This window comes from Pseudomonas sp. NFACC13-1 (genome assembly GCF_900104425.1).
Classification (GTDB): Bacteria; Pseudomonadota; Gammaproteobacteria; order Pseudomonadales; family Pseudomonadaceae; genus Aquipseudomonas; species Aquipseudomonas fluorescens_AA.
On record NZ_FMXV01000014.1, the window covers coordinates 14842 to 38788 of the forward strand.

The following is a 23947-nucleotide window of genomic DNA, read 5'->3' on the forward strand; positions in this document are numbered from 1 at the left end:
TAACTGTCCTTAAGAACCTTCAAAGCTCGATGGGCGTGTCGGGGTGGTTGCCCCATTCGCCCCAGGAACCGGCATAGCCTTTGACTCGTGGATAACCGAGCGCCTTGGCCACCAGGTAGGTGAAGCCAGAGCGGTGGTGAGTCTGGCAGTGGGTGATGATTTCTTTGTCGGGCGTGATGCCCAATCGTTCGAGGATCTGCGGCATATCCTTGCGAATGCGCAGGTTGCGCGCCGGGTCCATGCCGGCGGTCCATTCGAAATTGACCGCCCCTGGAATATGTCCGCCCCGGGCCGCGACGACTTTCTCGCCGGAGTATTCCTGCGGGCCACGCGCATCCCAGATGGCCAGGTCGGCGGCACCGAGGCGGCTTTGCAGGTATTCGCGGGTGGCGGTGGGGGCATCGTGCAACGTCAGGGGCACCGGGCCGGCAACCGGTGCCGGAACATCGACGGACACTGGCAGGCCTTCGTCCAGCCAGGACAGCAGGCCGCCGTCGAGGTAGTGATAGTTCGAGTGGCCGATCACGTCCAGCAGCCAGATAAAGCGCCCGGCCCAGCCTCCGCCTTCGTCGTCGTAGACCACGTAGACCGCGTCCGGGTGATGCCCAAGCTCGCCGAACAGGGTTTCCAGGTCGGTTTTGGCCGGCAGCAGGCCCGGTGCCGGCGGTTGGCCGAGCTGGGTGCGCTTGGGGTCGACGAAACGTGCACCGGGGATGTGCCCGGTGCTGTAGCGCGCGGCGCTGGTCAGGTCCACCAGAATCAGTTCGCGGGCGTCGAGGCGCGGCAGCAGTTCGCTCGGCTCGATCACCAGCGGCAAGCCAGAGAAGTCAGGCATGTGAGGTCTCCAGGGGCGCAAAGGGAAAGGATTGTAGCAAGTTCAGCGACCGCGGTTGGTAAAGGTATGCAGGGCCCTTTCGATGCATTGCACGGTTTTGCCAAAGGCTTGCACGGTGATATCCGAGAACGGCCCGCCGCCCTGGTCCACCGCCACCAGCATGATCACCCGGCCGTTGCAGGTCAGTGAGCGCAACAGCAGGTGCTCACCTCGGAACAGGCTGCGCAGGCCCGGCGGCAGTAGTGCCGAAAACTGCGCGTTGTTGTCCGGGTTCAGGCGAACCTGGGCCTGCTGGGCCAGTAACCGTTGCAATATTTTGCTCTGGCTGATGGTAAAGCTCATGGCTGCGGCTTCCTTGGGCAGGCCGGCAGTCTGGTGTACGCGCATGCTGATCTGGCTGCGGTCGGCCATCAGGATCATCACTCGGCGCATGCCACAGGCCACCAGGACGTCCCGTGCCGAGGTGGTCAGGTGCATGGCATTGCGAAAGGGGCTCGGCTCCACCAGCATGGCGGAGCATTGCTTGCGCCACTGGCTCAGGTCTTGGGCGCTGGGTGGGGCGGCGGGCAGCAAGCCGGGGTGGACGCGACGGCTGCCCGAGGGCCAGATCAGCGCCACGGCCGGGTGCCAGAGGTCCGGCATGGCGTGATGATGGGCGCTATTGGCCGCTTGTTGGTGCAGCTGTTGCTGGACCTCGTCCATAGACATCTGCAGATACAAACTGGTGAGGTACTGCCAGCGGGTGATAGCGGGGCTGTCCCAGGCCTGTTGTGCGGCAAGTGCCAGGCCGTTGGCCAGCAATACGGTGTTGGCCGGCTGGTTGAGCCAGCGTCGCAGGATCGGGTCGTCGTCCAGGCGATTCTGCTGGCGCAGGGGGTGTTCGCTGTCCCGGGCGATGCGCAGGACTTTCACCAGCTCGCGGCGTTCATTGAGCAGCAGGCGATAACCTTGCGCCACCCAGATGGGCAAGCGCCAGGTTTCCACCAGCCCCAGGCAGATTTCCAGCAGGCTGACGCCGAACAGTTCGCGCTCTACCTTGGGCGCGGGCTCGCCTTTATGGACGACCCGCAGTTCCCATTCCCCGAGCAGTCGTGGATGGGTCAGGGCCAGGGGCCAGAGCGGCGACAGGAACAACAGGCTGCCCCAGTGTATGTCTTGCCACAGCCGCGCCAGGCGGCTGGCAAAAAAACCATTGGCCTGTTGCGTGGCGTGCTGGCTGATCAATTGCAACTGGCGCAAGGCGATAGGTATTTCATGCTCCGGCAACGACGGCAGGCGGGCGAGCAGTTCCTCGGTACGCTTGAGGCCGAGGCGGTTGATGGCCACTTCGAGGTTTTCCGCAGGTTCTGCAAGGCTGCCATGGGTGTGATGGTTGGCCTCGCGGATAACGCTCAGGGCCAGGGCGGGGCTGTCCTGCATCAGGTCGGCGATGTCGCGCAATGAGCGGCGGCTGTCGGCGAGGGCCTTGCAGACCAGGTCGTGGCTGGCCTGGGGCACCGGCAGATGCACGCCTTTGAGCAGCTTCACCCAGCCTTCGAGGGTGGTCGGTCGGGGCGTTGGAACCTTGGTTTCGTTAGTCATGGCTGGACGTGATCATCGTATGAATTCTCTACGCCCGGAACGGGGCAAATTGGCTTTTCGCCAGAACAGCCTATAGTCTGGCGCAGTTTTGCCGATAAGTAGAAGAAGAGATTTTTCAGCTTCCGAATATGACCTTGAACCCGACTTAAATAAGTACTTTCTATCTATGGCTAAAATTATCGGCATCATTGTCGTGTTCGCGAGCGTACTCGGCGGATACGTGCTCTCCCATGGCAAGATTGCCGCCCTGATCCAACCTTTCGAGGTCATGATCATCGGTGGCGCGGCCCTCGGCGCATTCCTGCAGGCCAACCCTGGCTATATGACGATGCACGTGCTCAAGAAATCCCTGGGCATGTTCAGTTCGCGCTTTAGCCACACCTTCTACCTCGAGGTGCTGGGGCTGATCTACGAGATCCTCAACAAGAGCCGCCGCGAAGGCATGATGGCGATCGAAGGCGACATCGAAGACGCCGCCGCCAGCCCGATTTTCGCCAAGTACCCGGCCGTGCTCAAGGACGCCCGGATGACGGCGTTCATCTGTGATTACCTGCGCATCATGTCGTCCGGCAACATGGCGCCCCATGAGCTCGAAGGCCTGTTCGACATGGAGCTGTACAGCCTCAAGGAAGACCTGGAGCACCCGTCTCACGCGGTCAATGGCATCGCGGATGCCATGCCTGGTTTCGGTATCGTCGCGGCGGTATTGGGTATCGTGGTGACCATGGCGTCCCTGGGCGACGGTGACCAGAAGTCCATCGGCCTGCACGTGGGGGCGGCATTGGTGGGTACCTTCTTCGGTATTTTGGCGGCGTATGGTTTCTTCGGCCCGCTGGCCCACTGCCTGGCCCACGATGCCAAGGAAGAACTCAATGTCTATGAAGCCATCAAGGCGTCCCTGGTGGCCTCGGCCTCGGGCATGCCGCCATCATTGGCGGTAGAGTTCGGTCGCAAGGTCCTGTACCCGGCACACCGTCCAAGCTTCGCCGAGCTGGAACAAGCGGTTCGCGGTCGCTAAATCATGGAAAATAACCAGCCGATCATCGTCAAGCGCGTCAAGCGCATTGCCGGCGGGCACCATGGCGGTGCCTGGAAAATTGCCTTTGCCGACTTCGCCACGGCGATGATGGCTTTCTTCCTGGTGCTGTGGTTGCTGTCCACGGCGACCCCGGAGCAGAAGATCGCCATCGCCGGTTACTTCAAGGACCCGGTCGGCTTTTCCGAAAGTGGCACGCCCTACATCATCGACCTGGGCGGCTCGCCGACCCTGGCCCCGGAAAACACCCTCAACCCCGAGGTCAAATCCCAGCCCCAGCCTGACAAGGTGACAGTGGATTCCGAGCAGGTCGAAGGCATGGCCGAACAAGTCGAGCGCGAGCGCCTGGAACTGCTGTTGCAGGAACTGCAGAACAAGGTCGAAGAGAACCCGCAACTGCAGAAATTCAAGGACCAGATCCTGTTCGAAATCACCCCGAACGGCTTGCGCATCCAGATCATGGACGCCGAGAACCGGCCGATGTTCGATTCCGGCAGCGCGCGCCTGAAGCCGTATTTCGAGGACATCCTGTTGGCCATGGCCGACACCATCAAGGCGGTGCCGAACAAGATCAGCATCAGTGGTCATACCGATGCCAAACCCTACATCGGCAAGGGTGACTACGGTAACTGGGAGCTGTCCGCCAACCGCGCCAACGCGGCCCGTCGCGCCCTGGTGGCCGGCAGCTATCCGGACGAGCAGGTGGCGCGGGTGGTCGGTTATGCGTCTTCGGCGCTGTTCGACCGCAAGGACCCGTTCAACCCGGTCAACCGGCGTATCGATATCGTGGTATTGACCAAGAAGGCGCAGAAAGCCATCGAGGGTTCGCAAACCGACGATCCGGCACCCGATCCGGTGCCGGGCGAGGGTGCGCCGGGTGAAGCGCCTGCTCCGACCTCCACACCTGGCGCGGCGGTCGATCCGAATGCGTTGCCGGCGGACAAGCAACCCGTACCGGCCCATGAGCTGCGCGAGCGGCTGAACCTGTTCGACGATGCCGCGCCCAAGCCTCCCGGAGCGCCGGCGCAGTGATTGAAGGTTTGTCGATGGACCTGTGGCGAGGGGATTTATCCCCGTTGGGCTGCGCAGCAGCCCCCCCTATGCCTGTCTTTTTATTCAGGGATATGAAAGGGAGGGGGCACTTCGCGCCCCAGCGGGGATAAATCCCCTCGCCACAATTGTGTCCGGCTTCCCTTCCTTTCAGCTCAGTAACCGCTTTCCGGCAGGCTGGCGATGATCGAGCGGTAGCTGTTCATCCGTTGCTGATGCACGCGACCTTCTTCCAGGGCCTTGAGCAGGGCGCAACCGGGTTCGCGGTCGTGTTTGCAGTCGCGGAAGCGGCAGGTGCCGATCAGCTCGTTGAACTCGATGAACCCGGCTTCGACATCGGCCCGGCTGACGTGGCCCAGGCCGAATTCGCGGATACCCGGCGAGTCGATCAATTCACCGCCGCCAGGGAAGTGGAACAGCCGCGCGGTGGTGGTGGTGTGGGTGCCCTGGCCGGACAGCTCGGACAACGGCCCGACGCGCGTCTCGACGTCCGGCAGCAGGCTGTTGACCAGGGAAGACTTGCCCACGCCAGACTGGCCGACGAACACACTGATGCGCCCGTCCAGCTGCTGTTGCAACTGCTCCATGCCGTTGCCGTGATGGGCCGAGACTTCCAGTACCGGGTAACCCAGATCCCGATAGACCGCCAGCAGGGCGTTCAGCGCCGGGGCGTTGTGTTCGTCGATCAGGTCGAACTTGTTGAGCAGCAGCAACGGGCGGATACCCGCGTGTTCGGCGGCCACCAGGTAACGGTCGATCAGGTTGGCGTGAGGCTCGGGCAACGGAGCGAACACAATGACGATCATGTCGACGTTGGCGGCCACGGGCTTGAGCTGGCCTCGGCTGTCCGGCCGGCACAGCTCGGTGTGGCGCGGCAACTGCGCGACGATCACGCCGATGCCCTGGTTACCGGCCCGCCAGACCACCTGGTCGCCCGTCACCAGCGCCGGCAGGTTGGCGCGCAAGTGGCAGCGGAACACCTGGCCAGCCAGTTCGCCTTCCAGGGCCTCGACCTCGACCTGCACGCCGAAGTGGGCGATCACCAGACCGGTCTGTTCAGGGCCCAGGTCGCCACCCTCCAGGGCTTCGACAGCACTGGATTCGCGTTTGGCGGCGCGGGCGGCGCGCTCGCCCTGGATCTTTTCGATGCGCCAGTTCTGACGACGATTGAGTTGGCGTTTGGCCATGGGTGTTCCGTATGAAGAAATGCAGCGAATAGGGTAAAACGGCGGCGAGTTTAGCACGCCCAAGGGCCTGCCTAAGCTAAACTGCGTGGCTACGCCGAGGAGCTTCCCTATGCAAAACCCGCAGAACCTGATCTGGATCGACCTGGAAATGACCGGTCTGAACCCTGACACCGACGTCATCATCGAAATGGCCACCATCGTCACCGACAGCGACCTCAACACCCTGGCCGAAGGTCCGGTGATCGCGATCCACCACAGCGACGAAGTCCTGGCCGGCATGGACGAGTGGAACACCCGCCAGCACGGCGGCTCGGGCCTGACCCAGCGGGTGCGCGAGAGCAAGATCAGCATGGCCGAAGCCGAGGCCCAGACCCTCGCTTTCCTGGAACAATGGGTGCCCAAGGGCAAGTCGCCGATCTGCGGCAACAGCATCTGCCAGGATCGTCGCTTCCTCTATACCCACATGAAATCCCTGGAAAGCTACTTCCACTACCGCAACCTGGACGTCTCCACCCTCAAGGAGCTGGCCGCCCGCTGGGCGCCAGAAGTGCGCGACAGCTTCCAGAAGGGCAGCACCCACCTGGCCCTGGACGACATCCGCGAGTCCATCGCCGAGTTGCAGCATTACCGCAAGCATTTCATCAAGTTCTGAAGCCTGTCCCATGTAGGAGCTGCCGAAGGCTGCGATCTTTTGATGTAGATCCGCTGAGCGTTCGCTTGCGGCTCAATTGGCTGGGAAAAGATCGCAGCCTCGCTTTGCTCGGCAGCTCCTACGGGCTTGTTCTCCTGCAAGGATCGTCATCAATGTTGCTGATGCTTTATCTGATCGCCATCACCGCCGAAGCCATGACCGGCGCCTTGTCCGCCGGAAGGCGGGGCATGGACTGGTTTGGCGTGGTGCTGATTGCCTGTGTCACGGCGTTGGGGGGCGGCTCGGTGCGCGATGTGTTGCTCGGTCATTACCCGCTCACCTGGGTCAAGCACCCTGAGTACCTGGTGCTGACCACCGCGGCGGCGATGCTGACGGTGTTCCTGGCGCGCTGGATGCGCCACTTGCGCTCGCTGTTCCTGGTGCTCGACGCCGTGGGCCTGGTGGCGTTTACCCTGATCGGCTGCATGACGGCCCTGGAAATGGGCCATGGCATGCTGGTGGCGTCGGTCAGTGGGGTGATCACCGGGGTGTTCGGTGGCATCCTCCGGGACATCTTCTGCAACGATATTCCGCTGATCTTCCGTCGCGAACTCTACGCCAGCGTCTCGTTTGCCGCGGCGTGGTGTTATCTGCTGTGTGTCTTCCTGCAATTGCCCAACGAGCAGGCGATCCTCATCACCTTGTTCGGCGGTTTCCTGCTGCGGCTCCTGGCGATTCGCTTTCACTGGGAAATGCCGAAGTTCGTCTACAACGACGAGGTCTGACGCTCGGCATGTTGGCGCAACGCCCACGCCACGTGCTCGCGTACCAGTTCCGAGGGATAGTCGCGCCGCGCCTCCAGCGCTTGCAGCACGGGAATGGTTGACGGCGCATTGCCCAGGCCCACCGCCAGGTTGCGCAGCCAGCGCTCGTAACCGGCACGGCGCAACGGTGAACCCTCGGTGCTGCTGAGGAATTTCTCTTCGTCCCACATGAACAGCTCGGCCAGCCCGGCATTGTCCAGGTTGTGCCGCGGCTTGAAGTCGCTTTCCCCGGAGGGGCGGGCAAAGCGGTTCCACGGGCAGACGATCTGGCAGTCGTCACAGCCGAATACCCGGTTGCCGATCAGTGGCCGCAGCTCTTCAGGAATGGCGCTTTTCAGCTCGATGGTCAGGTAGGAAATACAACGGCGAGCATCGAGCACGTAAGGGCCGACGAAGGCATTCGTAGGACAGATGTCCAGGCATGCGGTGCATTTTCCACAATGTTCGGTGCCGTGGGGCGGGTCGACGGGCAGCGGCAGGTCGACAAACAGCTCGCTCAGGAAAAAATAGCTGCCGGCCTTGCGGTTCAACACCAGGGTGTTTTTACCGATCCAGCCCAGGCCGGCCTGTTCGGCGATGGCTTTTTCCAGCACCGGTGCGCTGTCGACAAAGGCGCGGTAGCCAAAGGGACCGATGACCGCCTGAATTTTTTCCGCCAATTGCTGCACGCGTTTACGGATCAATTTGTGGTAATCGCGGCCCAACGCATAACGCGAGACGTAGGCTTTTTCCGGTTGGCCGAGCAATTGCGCCATTTGCGTATCGCCCGGCAAGTAATCCATGCGCAGGGAAACCACCCGCAGCGTGCCCGGCACCAGTTCCTCGGGGTGCGAGCGTTTGCTGCCATGGGCGCCCATATAGTCCATTTCGCCGTGGTAGCCGGCTTCGAGCCAGCGTTGCAGGTGTTGTTCATGCTCGGCCAGGTCCAGGCCGCTGATGCCGACCTGCTGGAAACCCAGCTCGCGGCCCCATTCCTTGATGGATTGGGCGAGGGCGGGGAGGTCTGTGGGAATGGCAGGCATGAGGCGAGAGAAACCGGAGCTGAGATGCGTATAATTCTGCCAGACATCGGAGCCCGAAGACGCATGCCGCACACTAAAGATGATTTTCCCGACGCGCTGTACAGCGCCGCGCAGGTCCGGGCCCTCGATGCTCAACTGATCGCGGCAGGCACCGCCGGTTTCGAATTGATGCAGCGTGCTGCCCGCGCCACCTGGCGAGCGATCGTCCGACGCTGGCCTGACGCACGCGAGCTGACCGTGTTGGCCGGCCATGGCAACAATGCCGGCGATGGCTACCTGGTCGCGACCCTGGCCCGGCGCGCCGGTTGGTCGGTGCGGGTGCTGACGGTGGGCGAGCCCCGGCGATTGCAGGGGGACGCCGCCAATGCCCATGCCGAGGCCGTGGCGGTGGGCGTGCCGATGGAGCCGTGGTCGGATGAGGCCGAGTTGCGCGGCGTGTTGCTGGACGCGCTGCTCGGCACCGGCCTGAATGGCGATGTGCGCGAGCCTTATGTGCAGGCCATCGATACGATCAACGTCAGCGGCCTGCCGGTCGCGGCGGTGGATATCCCTTCGGGGTTGTGCGCCGACACCGGCCGGGTGCTGGGCACGGCGGTGGCGGCCGACCTGACCGTGACCTTCATTGGCTTGAAACTGGGGTTGTTCACTGGCGAGGCGGCGGACCGGGTCGGTGAGCTGGTGTTCAATGACCTGCACGCCGACCCGGATATCGTTGAAACGGCACCGGCCTGTGCCCGATTGCTCCTGCCCTACAATCTGCCTCGTCTGTCACCTCGTGCCGCCACTTCCCACAAGGGCAAGTTCGGTCATGTGTTGTTGATTGGCGGCGACCGCGGCTTCGGCGGCGCTATCCAGATGAGTGCCGAAAGCGCCCTGCGCTGCGGGGCGGGCATGGTTTCGCTGGCGACCCGCAGTGAGCATGTGTCCGCCGCGCTGATGCGTTTACCGGAAGTGATGGTGCAGGGCACCCATTCGGCGAACCAATTGATGGGCTTGCTCCAGCAGGCCAGCGTGCTGGTGGTCGGGCCGGGCCTGGGCCAGGCGGCCTGGGGGCGCAGCCTGCTGTCGACGGCGGCCAATGCGCCACTGCCGCAAGTATGGGATGCCGATGCACTGAACCTGCTGAGCAGCGGCGATGTCCGTTTGCCTGAGCAGTGCGTCATCACCCCGCACCCGGGCGAGGCGGCGCGCCTGTTGGAGATATCCACCGCCCAGGTGCAGGCCGATCGCCCGGCGGCGGCCCATGCCTTGAGCCAGAAATACAGCGCCACGGTGATCCTCAAGGGCGCCGGCAGCCTGATTGCCAGCCCGGACGGTCGCCTGGCGGTTTGCAGCCAGGGCCATCCGGCCATGGCCACCGCCGGTCTGGGGGATGTGCTGGCCGGTGTGGTCGGGGCCTTGCTGGCCCAGGGCATGGAAGGCTTCGAGGCCGCGTGCCTGGCGGTCTGGCTGCATGCCAGTGCCGGTGCCCAGGTCGGTCGCTCGGGCCGGGGATTGGCGGCGACCGATCTGATCCCGGCCATTCGTCAGTTGTTGGAGGAGCATTCACCGTGTCTGAAGTAACCCTGTACGTGGCGGACGAACAAGCCATGACACAATTTGGCGCCCGCATCGCGCAGATCACCGCCGGCCACGGCCTGATTTTTCTCGAAGGCGACCTCGGCGCGGGGAAAACCACCTTGTCCCGTGGCATCATTCGCGGCCTCGGGCACGTCGGTTCAGTCAAGAGCCCGACGTTCACCCTGGTCGAGCCCTATGAGATCGGCGACATTCGCGCCTTCCATTTCGACCTGTATCGATTGGTGGATCCCGAGGAGCTGGAATTCCTCGGTATCCGCGATTATTTCGAAGATGACGCCTTGTGCCTGATCGAATGGCCCCAGAAGGGTGCAGGCTTTTTGCCAAAGCCCGACCTGACCATTACCATTGGCGCGCAGAACGGCGGGCGTTCGCTGAAACTGACGCCGCAAGGCTCCCGTGGTGAGTCGTGGTGTGCCGCTTTGGCATTGGAAAACTAATTGATGATGGGGTTTGGTATGCGCTTTCGCGCGGTGGTTGCTGTCGTAGGACTGTTGCTTACGGCACTGGCCGTCGATGCTGTGGCCGAGACAAAGGTCAACAGCGTTCGCCTCTGGCGGGCGCCGGACAACACACGGCTGGTGTTTGACCTGACGGGGCCGGTGCAGCACAGCGTATTCACCCTGACCGCCCCGGATCGCCTGGTGATCGACATCAACGGCGCGACCCTGGGGGCGCCGCTGAATGTCGCTACCGCCAACACGCCGATCACCGCCATGCGTTCGGCCCAGCGTACGCCGACCGACCTGCGGGTGGTCATCGACCTGAAAAAAGCCGTGACCCCGAAGAGCTTCACCCTGGCCCCCAACGCCCAGTACGGCAACCGGCTGGTGGTGGACCTGTTCGACAACCCGGCCGATGCCGAGCCACCGCCACCGCCACCGCCGCCAACCAATGTGGCCACGGTGCCAGCGGTGCCGGTGACCCCGACCGAGCCTGCGCTCAAACTGCCACCGGCCCCGGCCGGCAAGCGCGACATCATCGTGGTGATCGACGCCGGTCATGGTGGCGAAGACCCGGGCGCCTCGGGCTCGCGCGGGCAACGTGAAAAAGACGTGGTGCTGTCCATCGCCCGTGAATTGCAGCGCCAGGTCAACGGCATGAAAGGCTTCCGCGCCGAACTGACCCGCACCGGCGACTATTTCATTCCCTTGCGCGGACGCACCGAAATCGCCCGCAAGAAAGGCGCCGACCTGTTCGTCTCCATTCACGCCGACGCCGCGCCTTCGGCGGCAGCGTTCGGGGCCTCGGTGTTTGCTCTGTCCGACCGTGGCGCGACGTCCGAGACCGCCCGTTGGCTGGCCGACACTGAAAACCGCTCGGACCTGATCGGCGGTGCCGGCAACGTCAGCCTCGACGACAAGGACCGGATGCTCGCCGGCGTCCTGCTCGACTTGTCGATGACCGCCTCGTTGACCTCCAGCCTGAACGTCGGCCAGAAGGTCTTGAGCAACATCGGTCGTGTCACGCCGCTGCACAAGCAGCGCGTCGAACAGGCCGGGTTCATGGTGCTCAAGTCGCCGGACATCCCGTCGATCCTGGTGGAAACCGGGTTCATTTCCAACGCCAACGAAGCCTCGAAACTGTCGACGTCGAGCCATCAGCAGGCCCTGGCCCGCTCCATCAGCAGCGGCGTACGGCAGTTCTTCCAGCAGAACCCACCGCCGGGCACCTACATCGCCTGGCTGCGGGACTCCGGCAAGATCGCCCAGGGGCCGCGGGATCACCGCGTCAACCCGGGCGAAACCCTGGCGATGATTGCCGTGCGCTACCAGGTGTCGCCCGCCACCTTGCGCAGCGCCAACAATCTCAAGAGCGATGAGCTCAAGATTGGCCAGACCCTGACCATTCCGGGCAATGAAGTGGCGGCCAAGCAATGAGTGACGAAGTGATCGGCAACACCGCCCGCATCGAACTGCTCAGCCCTCGGCTGGCGAACCAGATCGCCGCCGGTGAAGTGGTCGAGCGTCCGGCGTCGGTCATCAAGGAACTGCTGGAGAACAGCCTCGACTCCGGGGCCCGGCGCATCGATGTGGATGTCGAGCAGGGCGGCGTCAAGCTGCTGCGGGTGCGCGATGACGGTGGCGGGATTCCCTCTGACGACCTGCCGCTGGCCCTGGCGCGTCATGCCACCAGCAAGATCCGCGACCTGGAAGACCTCGAGCGGGTCATGAGCCTGGGCTTCCGGGGCGAGGCGCTGGCGTCCATCAGTTCGGTGTCGCGCCTGACCCTCACCTCCCGCACCCGCGATGCCGAGCAGGCCTGGCAGGTCGAGACCGAAGGCCGCGACATGGCGTCTCGCGTCCAGCCCGCGGCCCATCCGGTGGGCACTTCGGTGGAAGTGCGCGACTTGTTCTTCAACACCCCGGCCCGACGCAAGTTTCTCAAGGCCGAGAAGACTGAATTCGATCACCTGCAAGAAGTCATCAAGCGCCTGGCCCTGGCGCGTTTTGACGTGGCGTTCCATTTGCGCCACAACGGCAAGACCATCCTCAGCCTGCACGAGGCCCACGACGATGCCGCCCGCGCCCGGCGCGTGGGCGCGGTGTGCGGTGCGGGGTTCCTGGAGCAGGCCTTGCCCATCGAGGTGGAGCGCAACGGCTTGCACCTGTGGGGGTGGGTCGGCTTGCCAACGTTCTCCCGCAGCCAGGCGGACCTGCAATATTTCTACGTGAACGGCCGGGCGGTGCGCGACAAGCTGGTGGCCCACGCGGTGCGCCAGGCCTATCGTGATGTGCTGTTCAATGGCCGGCATCCGACTTTCGTGCTGTTTTTCGAGGTCGATCCGGCAGTGGTGGACGTCAACGTGCACCCGACCAAGCATGAGGTGCGTTTCCGTGACGGGCGCATGGTCCACGATTTCCTCTATGGCACCCTGCACCGTGCCCTGGGCGATGTGCGTCCGGAAGATCAGTTGGCGGCTCCGGCGGCGGTGGCTGGCATGGTCCGGCCGACAGGGCTGGATGCCGGTGAGTTCGGTCCCCAGGGCGAAATGCGCCTGGCGGCCAATGCGCTGCTGGAGCAACCCCAGCCTCAGCCCAGCTACAACACGGCCGGCAGCGGCGCTGGCAGCGGCTATCAGTATCAATACACCCCGCGCCCGCAATCCAACGTGCCGGCAGCCGAGGCCCAGGCGGCCTATCGCGAGTTCTTCAAGCCCTTGCCGGAAACCGGTGCGGCGGCGCTGCCCGACGGCCAGGGCGATATCCCGCCGCTGGGCTATGCCCTGGCGCAACTCAAAGGCATCTATATCCTCTCGGAAAATGCCCAAGGCCTGGTGCTGGTGGACATGCACGCCGCCCATGAGCGGATCATGTACGAGCGGCTGAAAATCGCCATGGCCAGCGAAGGCCTGAGCGGCCAGCCGCTGTTGGTGCCCGAGTCCCTGGCCGTCAGCCAACGCGAAGCCGATTGTGCCGAAGAGCATGTGGCCTGGTTCCAGCGCCTGGGCTTCGAATTGCAGCGCCTGGGCCCGGAAACCCTGGCGATCCGCCAGATCCCGGCCTTGCTGAAGCAGGCCGAGGCCAATCGCCTGGTCAGCGATGTGCTGGCGGACTTGATGGAGTACGGCACCAGCGACCGGATCCAGGCGCACCTGAACGAACTGCTCGGCACCATGGCCTGCCACGGCGCGATCCGCGCCAACCGGCGCCTGGCCCTGCCGGAAATGAACGGTCTGCTGCGGGACATGGAAAACACCGAACGCAGCGGTCAATGCAACCATGGCCGGCCGACCTGGACCCAACTGGGCCTGGACGACCTGGACAAACTGTTCCTGCGCGGTCGTTGATGAGCCCGTTGCCACCCGCGATTTTCCTGATGGGGCCGACCGCCGCCGGCAAGACCGACCTGGCTATCGAATTGACCAAGGTCCTGCCCTGCGAGTTGATCAGTGTCGATTCGGCCTTGGTCTATCGGGGCATGGACATCGGCACCGCCAAGCCGTCAAAAGAACTGCTGGCCGAATTTCCCCACCGGCTGATCGACATCCTGGACCCGGCCGAGGCTTATTCGGCGGCCGATTTCCGGCGCGATGCGCTCCAGGCCATGGCCGAAATCACCGCACGGGGCAAGATCCCGCTGCTGGTGGGCGGTACGATGCTGTATTACAAGGCCTTGGTCGACGGGCTGGCGGACATGCCGGCGGCCGATCCCGAGGTGCGCGCGCAGATCGAAGAAGAGGCCGCGCGTCTGGGCTGGCAGGCCCTGCACGAGCAATTGGCGGTCATCGACCCGCAGTCGGCGGCGCGTATTCACCCCAATGACCCGCAGCGGCTCAGTCGGGCCCTGGAGGTTTATCGGGTCAGCGGCCAGAGCATGACCGCCCTGCGCCAGCGACAATCTGCGCAAAGTACTGAAGCAGCCGCTTCGGGACTGCAACAATTGCCCTATACTGTCGCGAATCTGGCCATCGCTCCGGCGAACCGGCAAGTGCTGCATCGGCGAATTGAACAAAGATTCACACTAATGTTGGAACAGGGGTTCATAGACGAGGTCGTAGCCCTGCGTGAGCGAAGTGACCTGCATGCCGGGTTGCCGTCTATACGTGCGGTAGGTTATCGACAAGTCTGGGATTACCTGGACGGCAAGCTGACGTCAGCCGAGATGCGGGAGCGTGGGATCATTGCCACGCGCCAATTGGCGAAACGCCAGTTCACCTGGCTGCGCAGCTGGACTGACCTGCATTGGCTCGACAGTCTCGATTGCGACAATCTGCCACGCGCCTTGAAATACCTCGGGACCATCTCCATATTGAGCTGAGTCCTTGCAATTGCCGTCTATCCTTGGGGGTGTGACGGCCCAAGCCATCTGATTCCGATTTTTATAATTGATCCTTAAAGGAGTGCGGCACATGTCAAAAGGGCATTCGCTACAAGACCCTTACTTGAACACTTTACGTAAAGAGAAAGTTGGGGTGTCCATCTATCTGGTCAACGGGATCAAACTGCAAGGCACGATCGAGTCTTTCGACCAGTTCGTCATCCTTCTGAAAAACACCGTCAGCCAGATGGTCTACAAGCACGCGATCTCGACAGTGGTGCCAGTTCGTCCAATTCGTCTGCCTAGCGCAACCGAATCCGAAGGCGGTGACGCTGAACCGGGTAACGCCTGATAGGAGCCTCCTTTGTTCTTTGAGCGCCACGGTGGTGGTGAACGGGCCATTCTCGTTCACTTGGATGGACAGGACCCTGAGGCGCGCGAAGATCCGCAGGAGTTTCAGGAATTGGCACTTTCGGCCGGCGCCGAGACCGTCGCGTTTTTCAACGTGCCGCGTCATCGGCCAACCGCCAAGTTCCTGATCGGCAGTGGCAAGGTCGAGGAGTTGCGCGACCTGGTCAAGGCCGAGCAGGTCGATCTGGTGATTTTCAATCACATCCTCACGCCCAGTCAGGAACGTAACCTCGAACGTGTCTTCGAGTGTCGCGTGATCGACCGCACGGGGCTGATCCTCGATATCTTCGCCCAGCGCGCCCGCACCCATGAAGGCAAGCTTCAGGTCGAACTGGCCCAGCTTGAGCACATGAGTACGCGGCTGGTCCGCGGCTGGACTCACCTCGAGCGGCAGAAAGGCGGTATCGGCCTGCGCGGTCCGGGTGAAACCCAGCTGGAAACCGACCGACGCCTGTTGCGGATTCGCCTGCGCCAGATCAAGGGGCGGCTGGAAAAGGTCCGCAGCCAGCGCGAGCAGTCGCGACGTGGTCGCAAGCGCGCGGATATCCCGACGGTTTCACTGGTGGGCTATACCAACGCCGGCAAATCGACCCTGTTCAACAATGTCACCCAATCCGACGTCTACGCCGCCGACCAGTTGTTCGCCACACTCGACCCGACCCTGCGCCGGCTCGACCTGGACGACCTCGGGCCGATCGTGCTGGCCGACACCGTGGGCTTTATCCGTCACCTGCCGCATAAACTGGTCGAGGCTTTCCGGGCTACGCTCGAAGAGTCGAGCAACTCCGACCTGCTGCTGCACGTGATCGATGCCGCCGAGCCGGACCGGATGCTGCAGATCGAGCAGGTGATGGTGGTGCTGGGCGAGATCGGAGCCCAGGACTTGCCGATCCTCGAGGTATACAACAAACTCGATTTGCTCGAAGGCGTGGAGCCGCAGATCCAGCGCGATGCCGATGGCAAGCCGCAACGGGTCTGGCTGTCGGCCCGCGATGGCACCGGCCTGGACCTGCTCAAGCAGGCCGTGGCCGAACTGTTGGGCAGCGATCTGTTTGTCGGCACCCTGAAATTGCCACAACGTTTCGCCCGGCTGCGTGCGCAGTTTTTCGAGCTGGGGGCCGTGCAAAAAGAAGAACACGACGAAGAAGGTGTCTGCCTGCTGGCTGTTCGCCTGCCTCGGACGGAGCTCAACCGACTGGTCAGTCGCGAAGGGCTGCAACCGATGGAATTCATCGAGCAACACACTTTGCAATAAAAGCCTGAGAAAGCGGTGTCAGGCATTCTGTAGCATTGGTCGGCGCGCCGTGGGTGCGTCTTTGCTTTATCAGATGGAGAGCGCTATGGCTTGGAATGAGCCGGGTGGCAACTCGAATAATCAGGATCCTTGGGGTGGCAAGCGTCGTAACAACGGCGACCGCAAGGGGCCGCCGGATCTCGACGAGGCCTTCCGAAAGCTGCAGGAAAGCCTGAACGGTTTGTTCGGTGGTGGTAAAAAACGCGGTGACGAGGGGGGCGGTCGTTCGGGCAAGGGCGGCGGTTTCGGCCTGCTCGGCATCGGTCTCGTCGTGCTGGCGGCTGTCTGGCTGTACAGCGCGGTCTATGTCGTGGACGAGCAGGAGCAAGCCGTGGTGCTGCGCTTCGGCAAGTACTACGAGACGGTTGGTCCGGGCCTGAACATCTATTTCCCGCCGATCGACCAGAAGTTCATGGAGAACGTCACGCGTGAGCGGGCGTACACCAAGCAGGGCCAGATGCTGACCGAAGACGAGAATATCGTCGAGGTGCCGCTGACCGTGCAATACAAGATCACCAACCTGCAGGACTTCGTGCTGAACGTCGACCAGCCGGAAACCAGCCTGCAGCACGCGACCGAAAGTGCCCTGCGCCATGTGGTGGGTTCCACCGCCATGGACCAGGTGCTGACCGAAGGTCGTGAACTGATGGCCAGTGAAATCAAGGAGCGCCTGCAACGGTTCCTCGATACCTATCGCACCGGTATCACCGTCACCCAGGTCAACGTCCAGAGCGCAGCGGCACCGCGTGAGGTCCAGGAAGCCTTCGACGACGTGATCCGTGCCCGTGAAGACGAGCAGCGTTCGCGCAACCAGGCTGAAACCTATGCCAACGGCGTCGTGCCGGAAGCTCGTGGCCAGGCCCAGCGCATCATCGAGGATGCCAACGGTTACCGCGATGAGGTGGTCTCCCGTGCCAAGGGTGAGGCCGATCGCTTCACCAAGCTGGTGGCCGAGTATCGCAAGGCCCCTGAAGTGACCCGCCAGCGTTTGTACCTGGACACCATGCAGGAAGTCTTCAGCAACACCAGCAAGGTCCTCGTGACCGGCAACAAGAACGGCCAGAGCAATCTGCTGTACCTTCCGCTGGACAAGATGGTCGAGAGCGGTCGCAACACCAGCACGCCACCGGCCAGTTCGGCGGCGGCCGGTAATGAGGTCGGCACCCGTGCGGCGGCGGACCTGCAACAACAGCAAGCACGTACCAGGGAGAGTCGCTGATGAGCAATAAATCGCTGATCGCCCTTATTGTCGGTGTCGTCGTGGCGATCGCTGCCTGGAACTGCTTCTACATCGTGGCTCAGACCGAGCGCGCGGTGTTGCTGCAATTCGGTCGCGTGGTCCAGGCTGATGTCCAGCCGGGGCTGCATGTGAAGGTGCCGTACGTCAACAAGGTGCGCAAGTTCGACGCCCGCCTGATGACGCTGGATGCGCCGACGCAACGCTTCCTGACGCTGGAAAAGAAAGCCGTGATGGTGGATGCCTATGCCAAGTGGCGCGTGAAGGATGCCGAGCGCTTCTACACCGCGACCTCGGGCCTTAAGCAGATCGCCGACGAGCGTCTGTCCCGTCGTCTGGAATCGGGCCTGCGTGACCAGTTTGGTAAGCGCACGTTGCATGAAGTGGTGTCCGGCGAGCGTGATGCGCTCATGGCCGACATCACCCGTTCGCTGAATACGATGGCGGAAAAAGAGCTGGGTATCGAAGTGCTCGATGTCCGGGTCAAGGCTATCGATTTGCCGAAGGAAGTGAACCGCAGCGTGTTCGAGCGGATGAGCACCGAGCGCGAGCGTGAAGCCCGCGAGCACCGCGCCAAGGGTAACGAGCTGGCCGAAGGCATCCGTGCCGACGCCGATCGCCAACGCCGCGTGCTGCTGGCCGAAGCCTATCGTGAATCGGAAGAGGTCCGGGGTGATGGCGATGCCCAGGCCGCTGCGATCTACTCCAAGGCTTATGGCCAGGATCAGGAGTTCTACGCGTTCTACCGTAGCCTGCGTGCCTACCGTGAAAGCTTCGCGAACAAATCCGACGTCATGGTCCTGGACCCAAGCAGCGACTTCTTCCACTACCTGGAAAAGTCCAAGCCTTGATGCGGCGTTGACCTGAAGCACTCCGCCCGGCGGCTAAAGCGTCGGGCGGGGTGATCCTTTGGGAAAACGTGTGTATGATGCGGCAGCCGGGAAATTCCCGGCTTTTTTGCGTCTGCACGTTTGATTGTGGTTTTGGTTGCAGGCGTCGGGTTGAACGACTCGACAGGTTTTTCGAGGAAAGTGCTGGGCGAGGCCGATTGCTGGCCGTTCGTCACGTCGCTCATGCGCGTGTTTTGCGCGTGGGCCAAGTATTTTCTGCTTCACTCAAGGCTTGCCCGAGGGCTGGCCGCCCGGACCATAGGGGAATGGCGTAATGGCAACGGTAGACCGCTGGCTGCTGCCAGATGGCATCGAAGAAGTACTGCCACCGGAAGCTGCGCGTATCGAAGTAGCGCGTCGGCAGGTGTTGGATCTGTTCCAGAGCTGGGGTTACGAGTTCGTCGTCACCCCGCATATCGAGTACCTGGAATCCCTGCTCACCGGCGCGGGTCAGGACCTGGATCTGCGCACCTTCAAGGTGATCGACCCACAGTCGGGTCGGCAGATGGGCTTTCGTGCCGATATCACGCCGCAAGTGGCGCGTATCGACGCCCATACCCTGCGCCGTGAAGGCCCGAGCCGCCTGTGCTACGCCGGCAGCGTGCTGCATGCCCAGCCGCGAGCCTTGTCATCTTCGCGCAGTCCGATCCAGCTGGGCGCCGAGTTGTATGGCGATGCCAGCCCGAGCAGCGACGTGGAAGTCATCAGCCTGATGTTGGCCATGCTGCAACTGGCTGACGTGCCTGATGTCCACATGGACCTGGGGCATGTCGGCATCTATCGCGGCCTGGCCCGTGCGGCCGGTTTGTCCGGCGAAGTGGAGCAACAGCTGTTCGATGCCCTGCAACGCAAGGCCATCGACGAAGTCATCAGCCTGACCGAGGGCCTGCCGGCCGATCTGTCGGGCATGCTGCGGGCACTGGTGGACCTGTGCGGCGGGCGTGAAGTATTGGCCGCAGCCCGTGAGCGCCTGGCCCATGCGCCGGCGCCGGTATTGGCCGCGCTGGACGATTTGCTGGCGATTGCCGAGCGTCTGTCTGTGCGTTTCCCCGAGTTGCCGCTGTATTTCGACCTGGGCGAGTTGCGCGGTTATCACTATCACACCGGCGTCGTGTTCGCCGTGTTCGTGCCGGGCGTGGGCCAGTCTATCGCCCAGGGCGGCCGTTATGACGACATCGGTGCCGACTTTGGTCGCGCCCGTCCGGCGACCGGCTTCTCTACCGATTTGAAAACCCTGGTGACCCTGGGGCGTGCTGAAGTCGAGCTACCGTCTGGCGGTATCTGGATGCCTGACAGTACGGATGCGGCACTCTGGCAGGCAGTCTGTCAGTTGCGCAGTGAGGGTCAGCGTGTCGTCCAGGCCTTGCCTGGGCAGCCTTTGGCCGCCGCCCGTGAAGCGGACTGCGACCGGCAATTGATTCAGCAGAACGGGCTTTGGCAAGTATTGCCGCTGGCTTCTTGAGTTTTCCCGCCGGCCGTGGCCGGCACCAAGTTTGCGCGAATGAGGACAAGTGTTATGGGTAAGAATGTCGTAGTCCTGGGCACCCAGTGGGGTGATGAGGGCAAAGGCAAGATCGTTGATCTGCTGACCGAACATGCTGCCGCCGTAGTGCGCTACCAGGGTGGCCACAACGCAGGCCACACCTTGGTGATCGACGGTGAAAAAACCGTCCTGCACCTGATTCCGTCGGGCGTGCTGCGCGAAGGCGTCCAGTGCCTGATCGGCAACGGTGTGGTGGTTGCGCCCGATGCCCTGCTGCGGGAAATCATCAAGCTGGAAGAAAAAGGCGTACCGGTGCGCGAGCGCCTGCGTATCAGCCCGTCCTGCCCGTTGATCCTGTCCTATCACGTGGCGCTGGACCAGGCCCGTGAAAAGGCCCGTGGCGAGCTGAAGATCGGCACCACCGGTCGTGGCATCGGCCCGGCCTACGAAGACAAGGTGGCCCGTCGTGGCCTGCGCATCGGTGACCTGTTCCACCGTGAGCGTTTCGCCGCCAAGCTGGGTGAGTTGCTGGACTACCACAACTTCGTCCTGGTCAATTACTACAAAGAACCGGCCATCGACTTCCAGAAGACCCTGGACGAGTGCATGGAATACGCCGAGCTGCTCAAGCCGATGATGCTCGACGTCACCGCCGAGCTGCACGAGCTGCGTCGCGCCGGCAAGGACATCATGTTCGAGGGTGCCCAGGGTTCGTTGCTGGATATCGACCACGGTACCTACCCGTACGTCACCAGCTCCAACACCACTGCCGGCGGCATCGCCACCGGTTCGGGGTTCGGCCCGATGTACCTGGACTACATCCTGGGTATCACCAAGGCCTACACCACTCGCGTCGGTTCGGGTCCATTCCCGACTGAGCTGTTCGACGACGTCGGTGCCTTCCTGGCCAAGCGTGGCCACGAATTCGGTGCCACCACCGGCCGTGCCCGCCGTTGTGGCTGGTTCGATGCCGTCATCCTGCGTCGCGCCATCGACGTCAACAGCATCTCGGGCCTGTGCCTGACCAAGCTGGACGTGCTGGACGGCCTGGAAACCATCAACATCTGCGTGGGCTACAAGAACCAGGACGGCGCTGTCATCGACGCACCGACCGACGCCGACAGCTACATCGGCCTGGAGCCGGTGTACGAGCAGATGCCAGGCTGGACCGAATCGACCGTCGGTGCCAAGACCCTGGAAGAACTGCCTGTGGCAGCGCGCAACTACATCAAGCGCGTCGAAGAGTTGGTCGGTGCGCCGATTGACATTATTTCGACGGGGCCGGACCGCAACGAAACCATCGTTCTGCGTCATCCGTTCGGCTGATAAGTCTTTGATGTAAAAAACAAAGGGCCCTCGTTGGGCCCTTTGTCGTTTCTGTCTGCCGGGCGGCACGACACTTGCTATGCAACTCCATTAAGGCACCGCTTTCCCGAGTGCCATCAAATTAATGGCGTTTGGTAGAGGGATTTCACGTGTCGGCCGTTCTCTCACTGTTACAAAGCCGTTTGCTGCGGCCTGTGTTCGTTACCCTGGGGATCGCCCTTTTGGTGCAGGTGCTGGTAGCCGTTGCGCTGACCCGAAGCACCGTCACGGCGTTGGAAGCCGATCTGGGCGCGCGGTTGGGAGTGGACAGCCAGAAGCTTTCCGCTGAGCTGGAGCAGGCCGGGCGAGAGGTCACGTCGAGCCTGGACAGCCTGTCCGCCAATACCCGCCAGCGGCTCAATGCCGGCTTGTCCGCTCGCCTGAAGGACGAACAGGCGCAGTTGCGTGGGACCTTGGAGAAGGACTTGAGGGATTCCGCCAATGATATGGCGCAACTCCTGGCTTCCGTTGCACCGCGTGCCATGTGGGATAACGATGTGCCCACCCTCTCTGAATTCGCCCGTCGGGCCCAGCGCAATCCCAACGTACTGTTCGTCATCTATGACGACGCCGCGGGTGAGCACCTGACGCGCTACCTGAACCGGGAAAACCCGATCAACAAGGCGCTGCTGGAAAAAGGCAAGGGCGAGCGGGCGTTGGACAAGGTGCTGGAGGCGGCGAAGAACGATCCGTCGGTGTATTACCTCGAAGCCTCGATCAACCCCAATGGCGTCGAGATCGGCAAAGTCTTGATGGGGGTTTCCACGGCGTCGGTTGAAACCGACCTGAAGGCGCTGGACCAGCGCTTCTCGGCCTTGATCGCCAGCAGCGATCAATTGGTCGGCGACAGCCTCAAGGGCGCGGCGGCTGACAGCGCCACCGCCATGCGCGGTCGCCTGGCGTCGGCCCAAACCACGGCCACGCAGATGCAGACCAACACCGCCAGTACTGTGCAGGACGCTGCGGGCACCTTGCGCTGGCGCATCGGCCTGGGCCTGGCGCTGGTGGGCTTCGGCGTGTTGGTGTTGCTGGCCGTGGTGCTGGGGCGTCGGGTGGTCAATCGCTTGAAACTGCTGATCGCGGCCATGAACGATCTGGCGGCGGGCGAGGGCGACCTGACCAAGCGCGTGCAAATCAACAGCAAGGACGAAATCGGCGACATGGCCTCGGCGGTCAATCGCTTTGTGGATAAGTTGCAGCCCATCGTGCGTGAGGCGGGCGATGTGGCCCAGCGCACCGGTGTGGAAATCGGTGCGATGACCTTGCGCAACTCCGGCGCCGATGCGGCGGCCGGGATGCAGCGTGATGAAGTGGCCGAGAGCCTGCGCGCGCTGTCGCAAATGGCGGACGAGGCTCAATCGGAAAGCCAGGCGATGCAGGCGGCCCTGCAGCAAGTGGTGGAGATCCGCCAGGCCACCGATGAAAACACGCGAACTTCGGCCAAGGTCGGCGGCCTGATCGAGGCCCTGGCCGGCCAGGTCGATACCGGGGCGAAAGTGATCGAGCGCTTGGCGCAGCAGAGCGAACAGATTGAAGTGGTGCTGACCGTGATTCACGGCATCGCCGAGCAGACCAATTTGCTGGCCTTGAACGCGGCCATCGAGGCGGCGCGGGCCGGGGAAACCGGGCGCGGTTTTGCGGTGGTGGCGGATGAGGTGCGGGCGTTGGCGAGCAAGACCCAGAGCTCTACGGGCGATATCCAGGCGCATATCGTGGCCTTGCAGCAGGGGGCTCGCGAGGCGGTGGCCGCCATCGGCCAGGCCGGGCGCCAGGCCAGCGAAGGCTTGTTGGTGCTGCGTGACAGCGCGCGGTTGCAGCAGTCGGTGCAGGCGTCTGTCGAGCAGGTGCATGCGGCCATCGGCCTGGCGACCCAGGCGGCGGCTCATCAGGCCCAGGGCGCGCAAGCGGTGCGTGGGCGGGTGGAAACCATCCATGCCCAGGCTGAGAAAGCGGCCCAGGCCGTGGTCGAGACCACCGCCAGCGGCAAGGTGCTGGACAGCCTGGCGGCGCAACTGAAGGCAAGTCTGGGGCAGTTCAGGGCCTGATCGGGTGGTTGGGCTGGCCCCATCGCGAGCAAGCTCGTGATGGGGCCTGTAGGAGCTGGCGAAGCCTGCGATCTTTTGATCTTTCACTCGCGATTCAATTGTCTGGGGAAAGATCGCAGTCTCGTTGCACTCGGCAGCTCCTACAGTTCGTGGTTGGCGAGAGAGAAGAGCTAGGGGCCAGAAACGCAAAAACCCGCTTTCGCGGGTTTCTGTGAGGTTCAAGGTCGTGACCTTGAAGCTTGAATTGGTGCCCAGAAGAAGACTCGAACTTCCACGACCTTGCGGTCACCAGCACCTGAAGCTGGCGTGTCTACCAATTTCACCATCTGGGCAGCATCTTCAGCGTTGCCGCTGTTGATGTGGCGCACTATACGGAGCGCGTTTTGATCTGTAAACCCCTGTTTTTGTTTTAGTAATTGCCCAGTGCAATTCCAGGGGGCGGAAATGCAAAAACCCGCTTTCGCGGGTTTTTGTTGAGCTGCCAGGTCGTTGACCTGCTGCTCGAAATTGGTGCCCAGAAGAAGACTCGAACTTCCACGACCTTGCGGTCACCAGCACCTGAAGCTGGCGTGTCTACCAATTTCACCATCTGGGCAGTATCGGCAACGTGTGTACGTCGTCGATGGCGCGCACTATACGGAGCGTGTTTTTAACTGTAAACCCCTGCGGAGAAAAAAACCGCTAAATTTCACGAGCGGTGCTTTCCGGGGGCTTCGA

General features: G+C 62.8%; 20 protein-coding genes, 2 tRNA genes and 1 pseudogene. 17 read left to right on the forward strand and 6 right to left on the reverse strand.

All coding sequences use genetic code 11. The features are described from left to right. Positions 1-19: 19 nt before the first annotated feature. Complete coding sequence (locus BLQ55_RS17735; protein ID WP_092255545.1) at positions 20-835, reverse strand: rhodanese-like domain-containing protein; 816 nt, start codon at positions 833-835, stop codon at positions 20-22. A 42-nt stretch (positions 836-877) separates the two neighbouring features. Next, positions 878-2416, reverse strand: a complete 1539-nt coding sequence (locus BLQ55_RS17740) for an HDOD domain-containing protein (RefSeq protein WP_092255548.1) — start codon at positions 2414-2416, stop codon at positions 878-880. A 166-nt stretch (positions 2417-2582) separates the two neighbouring features. Here BLQ55_RS17740 and motA point away from each other — a divergent pair, with 166 nt between their 5' ends. Then, entirely contained in the window at positions 2583-3434 is an 852-nt protein-coding gene (gene motA / locus BLQ55_RS17745; protein ID WP_092205350.1) for a flagellar motor stator protein MotA, read from the forward strand. Positions 3435-3437: 3 nt separating this feature from the next. Next, positions 3438-4484 (forward strand): flagellar motor protein MotB, encoded by a 1047-nt coding sequence (gene motB / locus BLQ55_RS17750; protein WP_092255551.1) that lies wholly within the window; start codon positions 3438-3440, stop codon positions 4482-4484. A 173-nt stretch (positions 4485-4657) separates the two neighbouring features. Here the strand turns inward: motB and rsgA are convergent, their stop codons facing one another. After that, positions 4658-5689 (reverse strand): small ribosomal subunit biogenesis GTPase RsgA, encoded by a 1032-nt coding sequence (gene rsgA / locus BLQ55_RS17755; protein ID WP_092255555.1) that lies wholly within the window; start codon positions 5687-5689, stop codon positions 4658-4660. Between the two features lie 109 nt (positions 5690-5798). Here rsgA and orn point away from each other — a divergent pair, with 109 nt between their 5' ends. Both orn and BLQ55_RS17765 read left to right on the forward strand, forming a co-directional pair. Continuing rightward, on the forward strand, positions 5799-6341 hold the full coding sequence (orn, locus tag BLQ55_RS17760; RefSeq protein WP_060739428.1) for an oligoribonuclease: 543 nt from the start codon (positions 5799-5801) through the stop codon (positions 6339-6341). Between the two features lie 152 nt (positions 6342-6493). After that, positions 6494-7105 carry a trimeric intracellular cation channel family protein gene (locus BLQ55_RS17765; protein ID WP_030140169.1) on the forward strand — a complete coding sequence of 204 codons (612 nt, stop codon included), beginning with the start codon at positions 6494-6496 and terminating at the stop codon, positions 7103-7105. Here BLQ55_RS17765 and queG read toward each other — a convergent pair. Beyond that, positions 7087-8166: a tRNA epoxyqueuosine(34) reductase QueG gene (queG, locus tag BLQ55_RS17770; protein WP_092205354.1), complete on the reverse strand. Its 1080-nt coding sequence runs from the start codon at positions 8164-8166 to the stop codon at positions 7087-7089. The genes BLQ55_RS17765 and queG overlap by 19 nt on opposite strands. 63 nt (positions 8167-8229) lie before the next feature. On the opposite strand from queG, the gene BLQ55_RS17775 reads away from it, so the two are divergent. The 13 genes and pseudogenes from BLQ55_RS17775 (at position 8230) to BLQ55_RS32915 (ending at position 23230) form a co-directional block, all read left to right on the forward strand. Continuing rightward, the gene (locus BLQ55_RS17775) at positions 8230-9729 is read left to right on the forward strand and encodes an NAD(P)H-hydrate dehydratase (RefSeq protein WP_092255558.1); all 1500 of its coding nucleotides are present in this window, start codon (positions 8230-8232) and stop codon (positions 9727-9729) included. Beyond that, a complete protein-coding gene (gene tsaE / locus BLQ55_RS17780) occupies positions 9717-10184 on the forward strand; it encodes a tRNA (adenosine(37)-N6)-threonylcarbamoyltransferase complex ATPase subunit type 1 TsaE (RefSeq protein ID WP_003197219.1) in 468 nt (155 codons plus the stop codon). The genes BLQ55_RS17775 and tsaE overlap by 13 nt, the downstream gene beginning before the upstream one ends. Before the next feature lie 3 nt (positions 10185-10187). Then, positions 10188-11624 carry an N-acetylmuramoyl-L-alanine amidase gene (locus tag BLQ55_RS17785; RefSeq protein WP_092255739.1) on the forward strand — a complete coding sequence of 479 codons (1437 nt, stop codon included), beginning with the start codon at positions 10188-10190 and terminating at the stop codon, positions 11622-11624. Beyond that, on the forward strand, positions 11621-13534 hold the full coding sequence (gene mutL, locus BLQ55_RS17790; RefSeq protein WP_092255561.1) for a DNA mismatch repair endonuclease MutL: 1914 nt from the start codon (positions 11621-11623) through the stop codon (positions 13532-13534). The genes BLQ55_RS17785 and mutL overlap by 4 nt, the downstream gene beginning before the upstream one ends. After that, on the forward strand, positions 13534-14505 hold the full coding sequence (miaA, locus tag BLQ55_RS17795) for a tRNA (adenosine(37)-N6)-dimethylallyltransferase MiaA (protein WP_092205358.1): 972 nt from the start codon (positions 13534-13536) through the stop codon (positions 14503-14505). Before mutL ends, miaA begins: the two co-directional genes overlap by 1 nt. Before the next feature lie 91 nt (positions 14506-14596). Then, complete coding sequence (gene hfq, locus BLQ55_RS17800) at positions 14597-14857, forward strand: RNA chaperone Hfq (protein WP_003186419.1); 261 nt, start codon at positions 14597-14599, stop codon at positions 14855-14857. Positions 14858-14869: 12 nt separating this feature from the next. Further along, positions 14870-16171, forward strand: coding sequence for a ribosome rescue GTPase HflX (gene hflX / locus BLQ55_RS17805; RefSeq protein ID WP_092205359.1), 1302 nt, complete (start codon positions 14870-14872; stop codon positions 16169-16171). An 85-nt stretch (positions 16172-16256) separates the two neighbouring features. Next, positions 16257-17429 (forward strand): FtsH protease activity modulator HflK, encoded by a 1173-nt coding sequence (gene hflK / locus BLQ55_RS17810; RefSeq protein WP_092205360.1) that lies wholly within the window; start codon positions 16257-16259, stop codon positions 17427-17429. After that, positions 17429-18298 carry a protease modulator HflC gene (gene hflC / locus BLQ55_RS17815; RefSeq protein WP_092255564.1) on the forward strand — a complete coding sequence of 290 codons (870 nt, stop codon included), beginning with the start codon at positions 17429-17431 and terminating at the stop codon, positions 18296-18298. Before hflK ends, hflC begins: the two co-directional genes overlap by 1 nt. Before the next feature lie 313 nt (positions 18299-18611). Further along, positions 18612-19799 carry an ATP phosphoribosyltransferase regulatory subunit gene (locus tag BLQ55_RS17820; protein ID WP_046065549.1) on the forward strand — a complete coding sequence of 396 codons (1188 nt, stop codon included), beginning with the start codon at positions 18612-18614 and terminating at the stop codon, positions 19797-19799. A gap of 54 nt (positions 19800-19853) precedes the next feature. Next, a complete protein-coding gene (locus BLQ55_RS17825; RefSeq protein ID WP_039592540.1) occupies positions 19854-21146 on the forward strand; it encodes an adenylosuccinate synthase in 1293 nt (430 codons plus the stop codon). A gap of 1124 nt (positions 21147-22270) precedes the next feature. Further along, positions 22271-22324 (forward strand): annotated as a pseudogene (locus BLQ55_RS32910) (hypothetical protein); the annotation flags it as partial. Positions 22325-22525: 201 nt separating this feature from the next. After that, the gene (locus BLQ55_RS32915) at positions 22526-23230 is read left to right on the forward strand and encodes a methyl-accepting chemotaxis protein (RefSeq protein ID WP_371128541.1); all 705 of its coding nucleotides are present in this window, start codon (positions 22526-22528) and stop codon (positions 23228-23230) included. A gap of 245 nt (positions 23231-23475) precedes the next feature. On the opposite strand, the gene BLQ55_RS17835 is transcribed toward BLQ55_RS32915, so the two are convergent. Then, positions 23476-23562: transfer RNA gene (locus BLQ55_RS17835), tRNA-Leu, on the reverse strand. Between the two features lie 176 nt (positions 23563-23738). After that, positions 23739-23825 (reverse strand) — tRNA-Leu (locus BLQ55_RS17840). Positions 23826-23947 lie beyond the last annotated feature (122 nt).